Source organism: Clostridia bacterium (genome assembly GCA_012840125.1).
Taxonomy (GTDB): Bacteria; Bacillota; DULZ01; order DULZ01; family DULZ01; genus DULZ01.
In genome coordinates this window covers 32,300-47,724 of the sequence record DULZ01000080.1, presented here as the reverse complement: position 1 = coordinate 47,724, position 15,425 = coordinate 32,300, and the positions used below count along the sequence as shown (strand labels likewise).

The window sequence follows — 15,425 nt, the reverse complement described above, 5'->3', positions numbered from 1 at the left end:
TTTGCGGGTGTTGGTTTTATTTTGCGGCCTTTGGATTGATGACGGTTGATACACAATTCGTGGCGACTTTGGCGTTGATAGGGGGGCTGCTCCTTTCGGGAGCCGCTTTATATTTGATGATGGAAATCAATCGCCTAATTGAAAAAGAATATGAGCTGGAGATCAACAAAAGGATGCTGCAGAAAAACCAGGAGATGATCCGTGTCTTGCGGAGCCACCGTCATGATTTCCAGAACCATCTCCAGGTGATTATGGGATTGGTCCAACTGGGGCGCAATGAGGGCGCCGTCAGTTATATCAAAGAGGTGGTGCAGTCCTTCCGGGAGTCTTCCAGCCCTGTGAACATCAAGAATATCGATCTTGCCGCGTTATTTATTTCTAAGCAGCAGCAAGCTGAGGATCGGGGCATCCGGCTGGAGCTGGAATTGAGGTCCGATTTGGGAGGACTCGTTGTGCCTGCGGCGGATATTTCCCGGATTTTAGGGAACCTGGTGGATAACGCTTTTGATGCCGTCGAGGAATTGGATGACCCGGCGGAAAGGTTGGTCAAGGTCAGTTTTCAAGAGGATGAAGCCCATTTTATCATCTCCGTCTTAAATGAGCGTCCATTGATCCCGGAGACGATTCAGGATAAGATTTTCCAGGCGGGATTCAGCACCAAAGGTGTGCGGGGGACCGGTTTAGGGCTGGCCATTGTGCAGGAACTGACGGAAAAACACGGCGGCTCAGTACACCTGGTCAGCAATGCGGAGACCGGTACCGTGTTCACGCTGAAGTTCCCCAAAGCGCTGCCCTTGGAGGCGGTATTATAAGCCGGGAGTGGGTCGAAAGCTGGGATCGCGGCCGGTCTTTTTTTAGCGCCTCAAACGGTAAAGGTTAGTCGTTGACAGGCCCGGGGGAATTGTTTAGTGTATAGGTAGATTACCTACCAAAAGAGGTGACTTCAGATGCCGGAGGAGAAGAACCCCCTGGTCAAGATAAAAGAAAGTTATTACTTACGCATATCAATTAAAACCCATGTGCTGACCGAGGCTGATGACATGATCCGGGTGGTCGAGACTTACGCGGCGCCCCTTTATCAGACAGGAGACGTCCTGTTTGTGAGTGAGAAAGCGACCGCCATCACTCAGGGCCGGGCCATTCCGGTTAAGACCATCAAGCCCAGGTTTTTGGCGAAATTTTTATCCAGGTTTGTCAAGAAGGTAAGTTACGGCATTGGCTTGGGGATGCCGGAAACCATGGAAATGGCTTTCCGGGAGGTGGGAACGGTGAGAATCTTGTTGGCCGCCATGGTGGCAGCCGTAGGCAAGCTGCTGGGCCGGAGCGGCGATTTTTACCGGATTGCCGGGCGCAAAGTAGCCATGATCGACGGGCCTACACCATATACCCTTCCCCCCTACAATCAATATGTGGTACTGGCTCCGGCGGAACCGGAGAGAATTGTGGCCAGAATTGAGGAACAATTGGGCATCAGCTGTGCCATTGTTGATGTCAATGATATCGGCCGGGAAGTGATAGCCCTGTCCCCTCATGCGGTCTTGAGTGAAGGGACCATTGCCGAAGTATTGCGGGACAATCCTTTGGGGCAGGGCAGCCAGCAAACGCCCATGGGCCTCATCCGTAAACTCACCCAGGAAGAAGCGCAAAGCATGCTGGCTGTGGCTGCAGGCCGCGAGGCTACTGTTTAATAAACTTGCACTGCTCCAGGAGGCGGGCCAGTTTAGGGCCGATGCCGGGAATGAATTTTAGATCCGCGGCTTTTACGCCGCCGGTGGCCAGGATGGCGAAACCGTAAGTAATGATCCCGGTGCAGATCGCCACCAGCACCCCGGCGGTATTCCCGGCATGGCTGCTCACCAGCAGGTAGGCCAGCCGGGTCATGACGGCCATGAAGACGGTACAGACCAGGGGCAGGGAGATGGTTTTGCGCCAATCCAGGGAAAAGCCGGTGTATTTCCTGACAAAATACCAGTTGAGGGCGACGGATACGCTAAATCCCGTTACCGTGGCTATGCCTGCTCCCTGGATGCTGAGAAACGGAACGGCTACCAGCAGGTAGTTCAAAGTACCTTTAATGATGACTCCCACGGTGAGGTTGATGACGGGCAAATGGGTTTTCCCCATGCCTTGTAAAGTGCCCCGGGTGGTTTGGTATAAACCCAGCAGCAGGGTGGAGGGGGTCAGCACCGCTACGAGGGGACCTACCTCCGGCTTAGCGTACAGCATGTCACAGATAGGGGTGGCGAGAACGCCCAGGCCTGCCGCCGCCGGCATGCCGATTAAGAATGTGCTCCATAAGGCCTGGTTGACCCGGCGGCTGACTTCCCGGCGGTCATTCTTGGCCATGGCTTCCGCAATGATGGGGACCAGGGCCAGGGAAATAGAAATGGTAATAATCGGGGCGATGTTGATCAAGGGATTAGCCATCCCGGAAAACTGACCGTACAGGCCCGTAGCCATTTTCGGTGAGTGCCCGGCTACTTGCAGGCGCATGGGAATGATGGCAGCGTCAATAACCTGCATGATCGGTACCACCAGTCCCCCTACGGAAACGGGCAAGGCCAGGGTGATGATTCTCTTGAGCAGGTGCGCCACCGGTTCTTGTGGTTGTACTGGCTGCCACTTGTCCCGGTGATTTTTTTTGTGCCGGCGGTAATAGAACAGCAGTATAGCTACCGAGGCCATGCCCCCCGTTACCGCCCCGAAGGTGGCGCCGGCCGCCGCCCATTCCAGCCCGTGGGGTAGCAGTAAATAAGCCAGCAGCAAAACGGTGGCGACCCGGACAATCTGTTCGATAATTTGGGACAGGGCAGTTGGTACCATGGTTTGGTTGCCCTGAAAATAACCCCGGAAAGAAGACGAAACCGATGTCAACAGGATGGCCGGGCTAACGGCGAGCAGGGCAGAGTAGACCCGCGCATCCTGGAAAACATGATGGGCCAGCCAGGCGGCGCTGAGGACCAGCACCAGGGAAAAAAACAAACCGAAGGCGCCGAGCATGGCCGCGGACAAGCGAAAAATGCGCCGGCTGCCGTAGTAATCGTTTTCAGCCTGCTTTTCCGCCACCAGGATGGAGATAGCCACCGGCACCCCGGCGGTGGATAAGGTTAACAGGATGCCGTAAACCGGGTAGGCCATTTGGTACAGTCCCATGCCTTCATCGCCGATTAAGCGGGCCAAAGGTATCTTGTACAGGGCCCCGATAACTTTCACAAAGAGACCGGCCAGGGAGAGGACCAGAGCCCCCCGGAAAAAGCTTTTATTACTCACTGTCATTCCTACTTTCACGAACATGCTTACCTTCTTAAGTATAGTTTAGCCGGAACGGGAATGTAAATATCTTGCAAGTTTTTTGCCGCCACGACAGCCGGGCCTTTCCGGCAGGGAATACTTGACAAGGTTTGCACCAACGGGTATGATAAAGGACATGAAAAGATAGAACTCTACATTTTAGCGACGATGACAGGGAGTAGTAGCCCAACAGGGCCCATCCAGAGAGGAAACCCACGGCTGGAAGGTTTCTTGGGAGACTGGGGTGAAGTCGCCCTGGGAGTCACCCTGCTGAAGGAAGTAGGCGGGGTCGGGTCAGCCCGTTACAGCCCATGAGTGCCCTTTTGCCGGCAGGCAGGAGGGAAGTAAGGTGGTACCGCGAAGCTCTTCTCGTCCTTATGGATGGGAAGAGCTTTCTTGATGTTGGCATGAAGAAATTTTAGGAGGTTTGCGGTCATGGCTGCACATGAACAACTTGCTAAGACTTATAGTCCCAAAGAAGTAGAAGCCAAGTGGTATCGTTACTGGGAAGAAAACGGCTATTTTCACCAGGACGTGGACCCGGATAGAGAAGCTTTTTCCATCGTGATGCCCCCGCCCAACGTCACCGGTTCCCTGCACATGGGCCATGCCCTGGACAATACTCTCCAGGACATTTTGACCCGCTGGCGGCGGATGCAGGGTTATAATACTCTGTGGCTGCCCGGCACGGACCATGCCGGGATTGCGACCCAGGCCCGGGTAGAGGAAGAAATTGCTAAGGAAGGGCTGTCCAAGTATGATTTGGGCCGGGAAGAATTCCTGGCACGAGTGTGGGATTGGAAACATACTTACGGCAACCGGATTACCCAGCAGCTCAGGACCTTAGGGGCTTCCTGCGACTGGCAGCGGGAAAGGTTCACCCTGGACGAGGGCTGCTCCAGGGCCGTGCGGGAAGTCTTCAAGAAGCTGTATGATAAAGGCCTGATCTACCGGGGCGATTACATCATCAACTGGTGCCCGAAATGCCAGACCACGATTTCCGATATTGAAGTGGAACACCACGACTCCCAGGGGCATTTGTGGCATATCAAATATCCTTTTGCTGAGGGAGAAGGGTTTGTGGTAGTGGCTACCACCAGGCCTGAAACCATGCTGGGAGATATGGCGGTGGCCGTGCACCCGGAAGATGAACGCTACCGGTCGTTAATCGGCAAGAAGGTGATCCTGCCCCTGGTCAACCGGGAAATCCCGGTGATTGCCGATGAGTATGTGGACCCGGAATTCGGTACCGGCGTGGTGAAAATCACTCCTTCCCATGATCCCAATGACTTTGAAGTGGCCCTGCGGCACAACTTGCCGGGGCTGGCGGTCATGGATAAACAGGGCCGCATGAATGAGAACGCCGGGCCTTACGAGGGTTTAGACCGTTATGAGTGCCGTAAGAAAATCGTCGATGATTTAAAGGCCCAAGATTTACTCCTGAAAGTCGAGGAACACCAGCACGCGGTAGGCCAGTGCTACCGGTGTGATACGGTCATTGAGCCGATGGTTTCCAAGCAATGGTTTGTGAAAATGAAGCCCCTGGCGGAACCGGCCATGCGGGCGGTGGAAGAAGGCCGCATCCGGTTTGTGCCGGAGCGGTTCACCAAGATCTACCTGAACTGGCTGGAAAATATCAGGGATTGGTGTATTTCCAGGCAGCTGTGGTGGGGCCACCGGATTCCCGTCTGGTACTGCCGGGATTGCGAGGCGGAAATCTGTGCCCTGGATGAGCCGGCGGTTTGCCCGCAGTGCGGCTCCAAGAACCTGGAGCAAGATCCCGATGTGCTGGACACCTGGTTCAGCTCCGCCCTCTGGCCTTTTTCCACTATGGGCTGGCCGGAAGAAACGGAAGACCTCAAGAAATTCTATCCCACCAGCGTCTTGGTCACCGGCCGTGACATCATCTTCTTCTGGGTGGCCAGGATGATCTTCATGGGCTTGGAATTCATGCAGGATGTGCCCTTTAGGGACGTCTTCATCCACGGGCTGGTACTGGATGCCCAGGGGCGCAAGATGAGTAAATCCCTCGGTAACGGTATTGATCCGGTGGAAGTGATTGAGCAGTACGGGGCTGATACCCTGCGGTTCATGCTTATTACCGGCAATACCCCGGGCAACGACCTGCGGTTCCAGTTCGAAAGGCTGGAAGGGGCTAGGAATTTCTGCAACAAGATCTGGAACGCCTCCCGGTTCGCCCTCATGCATTTAGAGGATATGGATCCCAAGGCACCCCGGGACAACCTGGAGCTGTCGGATCGCTGGATCTTAAGCCGCTTGAATCAGACTGTGAGCCTGGTGACCCAGAATTTAGAACGATATGAGCTGGGCGAAGCGGCCCGGGAACTTTACGATTTCATCTGGAGTGAATTCTGCGACTGGTATATTGAACTGGTGAAACCCAGGCTCTACGGCAAGGTCACCCCGGAAAGCAGGGCCACGGCTCAACAAGTGCTGTGGTATACCTTAAGCGAGATTCTCAGGCTGCTTCATCCTTTCATGCCGTTCATCAGCGAGGAGATTTGGCAGCACCTGCCCCACCGGGAAGGCAGCTTGATGCTGGAGAAGTGGCCGGAGTTTAAAGAAGAACTGCATAACCCCGCCGCCGAAAAACAAATGTCCCTCATGATGGACGTCATCAGGACCATTCGCAATTTGCGGGCGGAGTTAAACGTTGCCCCGGGGAAAAAAGCGGAAGTGATCATTGAAGCCAACAGCCGGGAGAACTATCAGCTGCTGGACACGGGGTTGTCCTATATTAACCTGCTGGCCGCTGCGGAACCCGTGACCCTTGAGATAGAGCTGGCGGAAAAGCCGGCCCAAGCTTTAGCAGGAGTTGCGGAAGGGGGCGTGGAAGTGTTCCTGCCCTTTGCCGGCCTGATCGATGTGGAGGCGGAGAAAAACCGGTTGGCCAAAGAGCTGCAGGGATTGGAAAAAGAACGGCAGAGAATTGAAGCCAAGTGCCAGAACCCCAATTTCCTGGCGAAGGCACCGGCGGAAGTGGTGGCCAAGGAAAAAGCCAAACTGGAGGAATTGCTGGCGAAAGAGACGGCGTTAAAAGAACGATTGGCCCTTTTTGCCGGCACGACCAAGTAAACTATCAAGCAGGGAGTAACCGCTGATGATGACCTATGCAGAAGCACTAGCATTTTTGCGGGACTTGACGAAATTTGGTTATAACCTGGGCCTGGAGAGGATTACCCGACTGCTGCACCTGTTGGGTAATCCCCAGGCAGGACTGAAGGTTATTCATATCGGGGGCACTAACGGGAAGGGCTCCACCTCGGCCATGGTGACTTCCATTTTAAAGGAGGCGGGATACAAGGTGGGCCTCTTTACCTCCCCGCACCTGCACCGCTACACGGAACGCATGACCATCAACGGGGAAGAAATTCCTGAAGAAAAGGTGGCAGCTCTGCTGACGGAAATCCGGCCCCTGTTGGAGCAGATGGTGCAAGAAGGATGTGAACACCCGACGGAGTTTGAGGTGAACACGGCCCTGGCCCTATTATATTTTGCCAGGGAAAAGGTGGACTTTGCCGTGCTGGAAGTGGGCCTGGGGGGAGCCATCGACTCCACCAATGTGGTCAATCCCCTGGTAGCCGTGATCACCAATGTGGGGATGGACCACATGGATTACCTGGGCAATACCATCGAGGAGATTACCCGGGTCAAAGGAGGCATCATTAAGCCTCACTGCCAAGTGGTCACCGGTGCGGACCGGCCGGAAGTGATCAGGATTCTAGAGGAAATCGCCCGGGAAAAGCAGGCTCACCTCCGGCGGCTGGGCCGGGACTACCGGGTGGAAGTGGTATCCAGTACCATGGATGGGGTCACCTTTAATCTTAAAGGGCCCGGTGTGGCATACGATCACCTGCAGGTGTCCCTCTTAGGGGAGCACCAGGCCATCAACGGCGCCCTGGCGGTGGCGGCGGTGCACAGTTTAGCGGCGTATGGTTATGAGATTCCCTGGGAGGCCGTCTACCGGGGCCTGAAGGAAGCCCGGTGGCCGGCGCGGCTGGAGGTGGTGCGGCGCAACCCAACGGTCTTAATCGACGGGGCTCACAACGTGGACGGGGCCCGTACCTTGCGCCGGGCTTTGGAACAGTTATTTGCCTATGATAAGCTGGTCTTAGTCCTGGGTATACTGGGTGATAAGGAAAGGGAGAAAGTACTGGAGCTGCTGGCCCCCCTGGCAGCGGTGCTGGTGGTGACCAAGCCCAACAACCCCAGGGCCGGGAACTGGGAGGAAGTAGCGGCCCTGGGCGCCCGCCTGGTGAAGCAGGTGATAGTGCGGCCGGACACTAAGGAAGCGGTGGATGCGGCTTTAGCCCTGGCGGGACCCCAGGACCTGGTTTGCATTACCGGTTCTCTATACATGGTGGCGGACGCCAGGGGGCATTTGCTGGGCCTATCTTAATGAATAATTATTATCTTTTTTGTTAACACCTAACAAAAAATGCTAATTGCCTCTTTGTTTTTACCCGTTAATCGTTTATAATATACAATAGTTGTTATGTTACGTGATGAATTTAACTTACCTTGGGGAGGAATGGTGTTGAAGACTTTAAAGATCCCAGAAGCCACAATTATCCGGCTGTCGGTCTATTCCAGGTACTTGGCTTCCTGTGACCGGCGGGGTATTGTCACCATCTCTTCCAATGAGATTGCGGAAGGGGTCGGTGTGAGCTCGGCACAAGTGCGCAAGGATTTGGCGTATTTCGGTGAGTTCGGTACCCGTGGTGTAGGTTACAATGTGAAAGATTTGCATCATCACATTATGAAGATTCTCGGCCTAACGCAAAAGTGGCCGGTTGTGATTGTGGGGGCAGGTAACTTAGGGACCGCTTTGTCCATGTACGGCGGCTTTAGAGAGAGAGGTTTTTACGTCGTCGGTATCTTTGATAACGACCCGAACAAAATCGGGTACAAACTCAATGGGGTGGAAGTCTTCCCCCTGAACAAGCTCAAGGAAGTAGCGCAAGCGGAGAAAGCCAAGATCGGTGTGATCACGGTGCCGGCATCAGCTGCGCAGGAAGTGGCGGAGATGCTCATTGATGCAGGCGTCAAGGCGCTGTTGAACTTTGCCCCGGTGGTGCTGAATGTGCCTCCCGATGTGGAACTGCGCAACGTCGATCTGTCCGTGAACATGGAGATCTTGACTTTCAACCTCGGCTACCGGCGAGGGATTGAATTATAAAACGCCTTGGTTGCAAGGTGTTATTTTTTTATGGAGGAGGAAAGGGATTGCGGCTCATACTGGCTTCTGCTTCCCCAAGAAGGAAAATGCTATTGGAAACGCTGGGTATACCTTTTGCCGTACAAGCCAGCCAAGCAGAAGAGAAAGTAGATCAGGCTTTACCGCCGGAAGAAGTGGCCAGGCAGCTGGCCCTGCTCAAAGCGCAAGATGTGGCCGGGGAAGTCAAAGATGCGCTGGTGATAGGAGCTGATACCATCGTGGTCCTGGACGGGGCAGTCCTGGGGAAACCAAGTTCCCCGCAGGAGGCCAAGGATATGCTCCGCCGCTTGAGTGAACGGCGGCATGAAGTAATAACCGGCTTGGCGCTGGTGGACACAATTAACGGAGCCATCGATCTCTGTCATGAAACCACTGCCGTTTGGTTCCGCCGGCTGGAGGAAGAGGAGATTGACTGGTATGTGGCCACCGGGGAGCCGTTGGACAAGGCCGGTGCCTACGGCATCCAGGGCAAGGGCTCCATTTTGGTTGAACGCATTGACGGCTGCTATTTCAATGTTGTGGGGCTGCCCCTGACCAGGCTCTACTTGATGTTAAGAGCTAAAGGAGTCAAGCTCTCTTAACAGCTTTGTGACGGGGAGGGACCAGGTTGGACTACCGTTGGACCATTAAGGATTTACCTCCGGATATGCGTCCAAGGGAAAAAATGGAGAAAATGGGACCGGAGGCGTTGACGGACGGGGAATTGCTGGCCATCCTCCTGGGCACCGGCAGCAAGTATGAAAGTGCCCTGGAACTGGCCCACCGGATCCTGGCCCAGCCGAAAGGCCTGCGCTTCCTGGCGGAAGCCAGTCTGCATGATTTGCTGCAGATTCCCTGGGTTGGCTTGGCGAAAGCCAGCCAGATCAAAGCGGCCGTTGAACTGGGTCGGCGGCTGGCACTGGAAGGCGGGGAAGTGCGGCCGGCCATCAAAACGCCCCAAGATGTGGTGGCGCTCTTAATGGAAAAAATGCGCTACCTGGACCGGGAGCATTTCATCGTGCTCCTTTTGGATACCAAGCATCAAGTGCTGGCCACGGAAACCGTCTCCATAGGGAGTCTCAATTCCACCGTCGTCCACCCGCGGGAGCTTTTCAAGAATGCTATCAAAAGGAGTGCCGCCGCAGTGATCCTGGCCCACAACCATCCCAGCGGTGATCCCAACCCCAGCCCGGAAGACCTGTCCATCACCGGCCGGTTGGTGGAGGCGGGCCGGATCCTGGGCATTGAAGTGCTGGACCATGTGATCATCGGTGACGGCCGGTATTATAGTTTCAAAAAAGAAGGCAGACTGTGAGCGGCTCAGCCCGCAGGCACCGGGGCAGCCGGTGTTAACCGGAGTCCGGAGGAAGCCCCGTTCGGGGAAGGGCTCAATAACGGTCGTAAGAATCCAGCCGCCGGTCGCCGGGGGTCCGGGTCATCTTTTCGGGTCTAGACTTAAGCACAATGGAAACGCAACCCGGCGCCCGGCTGCCGGTGGCTTTTTGCCGTGATAGGCTCCTTTGCTCTTTTGCTTGCTACTCCAAATGGACCCTCGACTCACACCGGCTGCCTTCTCGTGGTATTCTCCTTTCCATGTTATACCATGTACCAGCCCGGAAACTTTTCTTGAATACTTAGAGTCAAACCTATACAATGATGTTTGTAACTAGCCATACTTTCTGGAGTTTCTTTGACATGGAAGGAGATATCTCATGTTATTCACCAGGGATCTCGGCATAGATTTGGGTACAGCCAACACGATTGTATATATGAGAGGCAGCGGGGTGGTGGTCCAAGAACCCTCCGTGGTGGCCATTGCGCGGGAAACAGGTAAAGTCTTAGCCGTGGGGGAAGAGGCCAAGAAAATGATCGGCCGTACCCCGGGTAATGTTGTCGCCATCAGGCCCATTAAGGATGGAGTCATTGCTGATTTCGACATCACCCAGAGCATGCTCCATTACTTTATTCATAAAGTCATCAAGAAAGGTTTTCTCATTCGTCCCCGGGTGGTGATCGGGGTTCCCTCAGGGGTTACCGCCGTCGAAGAGCGGGCCGTAAAGGAAGCGGCCCTGCAAGCCGGAGCCAAGGAGGCTTTTCTCATCGAAGAGCCCATGGCGGCGGCCATCGGTGCGGGGATGCCGGTGCATGAACCCACCGGCAATATGATCGTGGATATCGGTGGCGGTACCACGGAAGTGGCCATCATCTCTTTGGGCGGCATCGTCTCCAGCCGCTCCATCCGGATCGGCGGTGACGAGATGGATGAAGCCATCGCAAGCCACATCAAGAAAGCTTACAATTTAATGATTGGGGAAAGAACGGCGGAAGAAATCAAAGTGGCCATCGGGGCCGCTTATTTCGGCCGCGGGCCGGAGGCCGGGGAGAGACGTTCCCGCACCTACCAGGTGCGCGGCCGGGATATGGTAACCGGCTTGCCGAAAACCATTGAAGTGTCGGCTCCGGAGATTCAGGGCGCCCTGCAGGAGCCGGTGAGCCATATCATCGAAGGGATCAAAGTGTGCTTGGAAAAAACCCCGCCTGAATTAGCCGCTGACATCATGGACCGGGGCATTGTGATGGCGGGAGGCGGCTCCCTGCTGTGGGGATTGGACGAGCTGGTGCGGGAAGAGACCGGCATGCCGGTGCAGATGGCAGAAGAGCCTTTGACCGCAGTGGCAAAAGGTACGGGCAAAGTTTTAGAGAATATTAATATGTTAAAGAGGGTGTTAGTGCCACCGAGAAAGATGGTGTAAAAGGGGCGTGAAATACGGTGCGACGCCGGAGGGTGAACCAAAGGGTTTGGATCCTTTTGGCTGTTTTACTATTGTGTGTTGTACTGGCTTTTTTTACCAGAATGGAACGCCCTCTATTGACCCGGCTGGAGGCTTTTTGGCAGGATTTGCTTGCCCCTTTGGAAAGTGGTGTGACCACGGTAATTCAATCCTGCAGAAGTGTGGTAGATAGGGTGGCTCATTATCACCAACTCCAATTGGAGAATGAAGCGCTGAGACAGCAGCTGGCGGAATTGGAAAGACGGGTGCAGCTAACGGAGGAGTACCGTTTAGAGAATATCCGGCTGCGGGCTATGCTGAATTTCGGGGAGAACCTGGCCGACCATTTCGACATGCTGGCCGCCAGGGTGGTGGCCCGCAACCCTTCCAACTGGCGCCAGACCCTGACCATTGACCGGGGGCGAAACCATGGGTTAAGGGAAGGCATGGCGGTCATTACTCCCAAGGGAGTGGTCGGCAGGCTCGGTACGGTGGGAGAACGTTCGGCGGAAGTGGTGTTAATCCTGGATCACGAGGGTGCCCTGGGCGGCATGATCCAAAGCACTCGTTTTCCCGGCATCGTGGAAAGTACCGGGGATAAGGACATACCGTTACAGATGATCCAGCTTCCTCATGACAGCCCGGTGAAGGAGAACCAGACGGTGATCACCTCCGGGTTGGGAGGCATTTTTCCTAAAGGGCTACGGATTGGCTACGTGGTGGAAGTGGTGGACGAACCCAACGGGTTGATGAAAAAAGCGCTGATCATGCCTTTTGTGGACTTTGACCGGATCGAGGAAGTGTTTGTCATTCTCAGCGAGAAGGGAGGGGAATAAATGCACTATTTTATTTTAGGTGCCGCTTTATTCCTCTCTTTGACCTTAGAGGCAACCTTGTTTAACCACTTAACCCTGGCCGGTGTCAAACCGGATTTGCTCCTGGTGCTGGTCATCATCTATTCCTTATTCCGGGGCAGCGCAGCGGGAGCGAAGCTGGGGTTTGTTTACGGCCTGGTGGAGGACCTGCTGCTGGGCAATTATGTGGGGTTAAATGCGGCCTGCAAGATGCTGGTGGGTTATGCCATCGGCTGGGGCGAGAAAAGGTTTTTTAAAGACAATATCCTGGTACCGGTTTTCGCTGTGTTTACCGGCACCCTGGGTTTCTTGCTTATCTACTTCATGTTGTTTTCCCTGGTGGCAGGGGGAGGCGCCTGGGCACCTTTCAGCCACATGGTACTGCCTTTATGTGCTTATAACACATTGCTGGGGATTTTACTTTACCGGCCCTTGTACCGTTCTCTGACGGAAGGGCTGCTTCGCCCGGAACGCCGGTGATCTTGCCGAGGGGAGGGTGACCATGGAAGAGAACAAGGAACTGCACCTGAAGTTAAAAGTGTATTTTGGTGTAACCGTGCTCATTTTCCTGGTCCTGCTGGCCAGGTTGTTTATGCTCCAGGTCATCAATGCCGAGGCCTATCAATTAAAATCCGACGGCAACCGGATCCGGATGCTGTCCATTCCTGCCAGCCGGGGTGAGATCATGACCGCCGACGGCAAAGTGCTGGCCACCAGTAAGCCGGTCTATACCATCTCCGTGTCCCATCTCAACGATGCGGCACTGGAGAGGCAGGTGGCGGAAAGGCTGGCGGAACTCCTGGACGACCCGGAAATAACTGCCGACAGTATCATCCAAAAGTTGAACAATCACGCCAGGCGTTTCGAATCCCTGGAAATCTACCGGCTGCCCTGGGGTGAAGAAGCGGTTACTTTGATTACCAAGTTGGAAGAAAGGCGCAGCGAACTGCCGGGGCTGGTGATCAGGGCGGAACCCATGCGGTATTACCCGGAAGGAACCCTGGCGGGCCATATTATCGGGTACGAAGGTGCCATCAGCGAAAAGGAATTGGAACTGTACCAGGACTATGATTACAGCTTGAACGACCGGATCGGCAAGACCGGTTTGGAGCGGACCTATGAAATCTGGGAGGATGACCGGCAGATTATTGGCGGGCTGCGGGGACAAAAAGGAGCCCAGCCGGTGGAAGTAGATGCCAGGCACCGGATAGTGCGGGAATTCCCGGTGACCCTGGAGCCCACGCAAGGCCATACCCTTAAACTGACCATTGATTATGATTTGCAGAAAGTGCTGGAAGAGAGCTTGGAAGAAGTGATCCTGCAAATTCAAGCAAACAAAAATCCCAAATCCAGGGCCGGAGCCGGCGTGGTGATTGATGTCAAGACCGGTGCCATCCTGGCCATGGCTTCCTATCCCACCATGAATCCCAATGACTTTGTGGACGGCAGTTACGGGCAAAAAAGGGATTATTACAACGACCAGGATCTAAAGCCGGCGTTCAACCGGGCCATTCAAGCGGTGTATCCCCCCGGGTCCACGTTTAAGCCAGTTACTGCCTTGGCTCTGCTGGAGTCCGGGAAGTTAACCGGCGGAAATTTGTCGGTTAACTGTGCCGGGAGATACTGGAAACCGCCATATATCAAATGCTGGCAGGCCCATGGACGGGTGGACTTTGACCGGGCCATGGCCGTCTCCTGCAACACCTTTTTCCAGTATGCCGCCGAACTGGCGGGTATCGACCATATTGTCCGGGTGGGCCAGGCTTTAGGTCTGGGTTCACCGACAGGGTTGACGGACTTGCCCGGCGAAGCAAAAGGGGTCTTGCCGACACCGGAATGGAAGAAAGAGCTCAACACGGTGCTCATCAACCGCAAGTATGACAGGCTGCGGGAGAACCTGGCCAAGAAGTATGAGGACCTGCTGCAGCAAGCGGTCACCGAAGAGGAAAAGGCGGCCCTCCGGGCCAAGCAGCAGCAGGAAGAGCGGAGCTTGGAAGCCCGGTACCGGATCGATTTGAATTTCGAAACCACCTGGCAGCCTTTTGATACCTATAATACTTCCATCGGGCAGGGATCCAACAGCTACACCATGCTGCAGCTGGCCAATTACGTGGCCACTTTGGTTAACGGGGGCTACCGGTACAAACCCTACCTGGTGGATTCCATTTATGATGCGGAGGGCAACCTGGTCAAGCAATTTGAGCCTGAATTAATAATGGAGGTGCCTATGAACAAGGAAACCCTGGCCAGAACAGCCAGGGCCATGCTGAACACCACGGCGCCGGGGGGAACGGCTTACTCCCTTTTCCGCCATTTTCCGGAATACATCAAGGTGGGAGCCAAGACCGGCACGGCGGAGACCGGGTTGGCGGGCGACGGCAAAAATGATTTTCACGGCGTGTTTATTGCTTTTGCCCCGGTCGACGACCCGCAGCTGGCTTTTGCCGGTATTGTAGAATACGGCATGTCCGGCAGCGGTTCAGCCGGTTATGTGGCGAAAGCTGTTTTTGAAGAGTATTTCGGTCTCAATGAGAAAGAAGAAGAATTCACGCTCCCGCCGGAGTTCTATGTCGAGATTCCTGCCGAGTAAACGGCGGCTCAGAGGAAAAGGGAAACTGGTGTCTGAAAATGATGGAAAAACAAGGAAAAAACCGGCTCGTTTTTTTGGAGAAGGGGAAGGATTTGGGAGTGTTCTGTAGAAGTTAATTTTTAGCAATTGCGGTGGCATGGAGGACAAGCTCCCAAGACCTTCAGGGTTTAATCCGGGCAATGGTTTCTCAAGGTTTTCAGGAGGAGATGCTATGAAGTTTACCTCAAGGGTAGGCGAAGGACGAGCTCATGAAACAACTCCATCCCAAGGAGAGGATAAAAGTGGGTTAGCTCAAGAATGGCCGGAAATTGACGCGGAGAATACGATACTTTTGCAGCGCACCCTGCGGTCCGGCCAGAGCATCCGCTATCCCGGTAATGTCGTGATCATGGGAGATGTGAACCCTGGGGCCGAAGTCATTGCTGGGGGCAATATTATTGTAATGGGCAACTTAAGAGGAGTGGCGCATGCCGGTGCCACCGGAAATGAACGGGCTATGGTTGCCGCTTTCCGGCTTAATCCTTCTCAACTTAGGATTGCCAATCATTTTACCCGGGCGCCTGATGGGAAATACCCTGAACCGCAACAGCCTGAGATTGCCCGCATCGCGGGGGGCACCTTAGTGATCGAAAGTTACCCTCCCGGTAGTAACAAATTCTTCAACCAATAGGATAGTTTTCACTTAGGAAGAGGAGGAAAAG

At 54.7% G+C, this 15,425-nt stretch carries 13 protein-coding genes and 1 other annotated feature; of the genes, 12 read left to right on the top strand and 1 reads right to left on the bottom strand.

Features of this window, described 5'->3' with window-relative positions; all coding sequences use genetic code 11:
* Positions 1 to 38: 38 nt before the first annotated feature.
* Together GXX34_09345 and GXX34_09340 are read left to right on the top strand one after the other, a co-directional pair.
* Positions 39 to 812 (top strand): GHKL domain-containing protein, encoded by a 774-nt coding sequence (locus tag GXX34_09345; GenBank protein HHW07714.1) that lies wholly within the window; start codon positions 39 to 41, stop codon positions 810 to 812.
* A 135-nt stretch (positions 813 to 947) separates the two neighbouring features.
* A complete protein-coding gene (locus GXX34_09340; GenBank protein ID HHW07713.1) occupies positions 948 to 1,688 on the top strand; it encodes a F420-0--gamma-glutamyl ligase in 741 nt (246 codons plus the stop codon).
* Here the strand turns inward: GXX34_09340 and GXX34_09335 are convergent.
* The gene (locus GXX34_09335; protein ID HHW07712.1) at positions 1,678 to 3,270 is read right to left on the bottom strand and encodes a polysaccharide biosynthesis protein; all 1,593 of its coding nucleotides are present in this window, start codon (positions 3,268 to 3,270) and stop codon (positions 1,678 to 1,680) included. The two genes, GXX34_09340 and GXX34_09335, sit on opposite strands and share 11 nt — an antisense overlap.
* A gap of 180 nt (positions 3,271 to 3,450) precedes the next feature.
* Positions 3,451 to 3,671, top strand: a binding site (T-box leader).
* Positions 3,672 to 3,726: 55 nt separating this feature from the next.
* Between GXX34_09335 and GXX34_09330 the strand changes: the two genes are divergently transcribed.
* The 10 genes from GXX34_09330 (at position 3,727) to minC (ending at position 15,394) form a co-directional block, all read left to right on the top strand.
* Complete coding sequence (locus GXX34_09330) at positions 3,727 to 6,387, top strand: valine--tRNA ligase (GenBank protein HHW07711.1); 2,661 nt, start codon at positions 3,727 to 3,729, stop codon at positions 6,385 to 6,387.
* Between the two features lie 28 nt (positions 6,388 to 6,415).
* Positions 6,416 to 7,711 carry a bifunctional folylpolyglutamate synthase/dihydrofolate synthase gene (locus GXX34_09325; protein HHW07710.1) on the top strand — a complete coding sequence of 432 codons (1,296 nt, stop codon included), beginning with the start codon at positions 6,416 to 6,418 and terminating at the stop codon, positions 7,709 to 7,711.
* Positions 7,712 to 7,849: 138 nt separating this feature from the next.
* Complete coding sequence (locus tag GXX34_09320) at positions 7,850 to 8,491, top strand: redox-sensing transcriptional repressor Rex (GenBank protein HHW07709.1); 642 nt, start codon at positions 7,850 to 7,852, stop codon at positions 8,489 to 8,491.
* A gap of 47 nt (positions 8,492 to 8,538) precedes the next feature.
* Positions 8,539 to 9,111 (top strand): septum formation inhibitor Maf, encoded by a 573-nt coding sequence (locus GXX34_09315; GenBank protein HHW07708.1) that lies wholly within the window; start codon positions 8,539 to 8,541, stop codon positions 9,109 to 9,111.
* 65 nt (positions 9,112 to 9,176) lie between these two features.
* Positions 9,177 to 9,824, top strand: coding sequence for a DNA repair protein RadC (radC, locus tag GXX34_09310; protein ID HHW07707.1), 648 nt, complete (start codon positions 9,177 to 9,179; stop codon positions 9,822 to 9,824).
* A gap of 397 nt (positions 9,825 to 10,221) precedes the next feature.
* A complete protein-coding gene (locus tag GXX34_09305; protein HHW07706.1) occupies positions 10,222 to 11,262 on the top strand; it encodes a rod shape-determining protein in 1,041 nt (346 codons plus the stop codon).
* Positions 11,263 to 11,462: 200 nt separating this feature from the next.
* Entirely contained in the window at positions 11,463 to 12,116 is a 654-nt protein-coding gene (gene mreC, locus GXX34_09300; protein ID HHW07705.1) for a rod shape-determining protein MreC, read from the top strand.
* Complete coding sequence (gene mreD, locus GXX34_09295) at positions 12,117 to 12,614, top strand: rod shape-determining protein MreD (protein ID HHW07704.1); 498 nt, start codon at positions 12,117 to 12,119, stop codon at positions 12,612 to 12,614.
* Positions 12,615 to 12,636: 22 nt separating this feature from the next.
* Complete coding sequence (locus GXX34_09290; GenBank protein ID HHW07703.1) at positions 12,637 to 14,724, top strand: penicillin-binding protein 2; 2,088 nt, start codon at positions 12,637 to 12,639, stop codon at positions 14,722 to 14,724.
* Positions 14,725 to 14,935: 211 nt separating this feature from the next.
* Positions 14,936 to 15,394 carry a septum site-determining protein MinC gene (gene minC, locus GXX34_09285; protein HHW07702.1) on the top strand — a complete coding sequence of 153 codons (459 nt, stop codon included), beginning with the start codon at positions 14,936 to 14,938 and terminating at the stop codon, positions 15,392 to 15,394.
* The last annotated feature ends 31 nt before the right edge of the window (positions 15,395 to 15,425 follow it).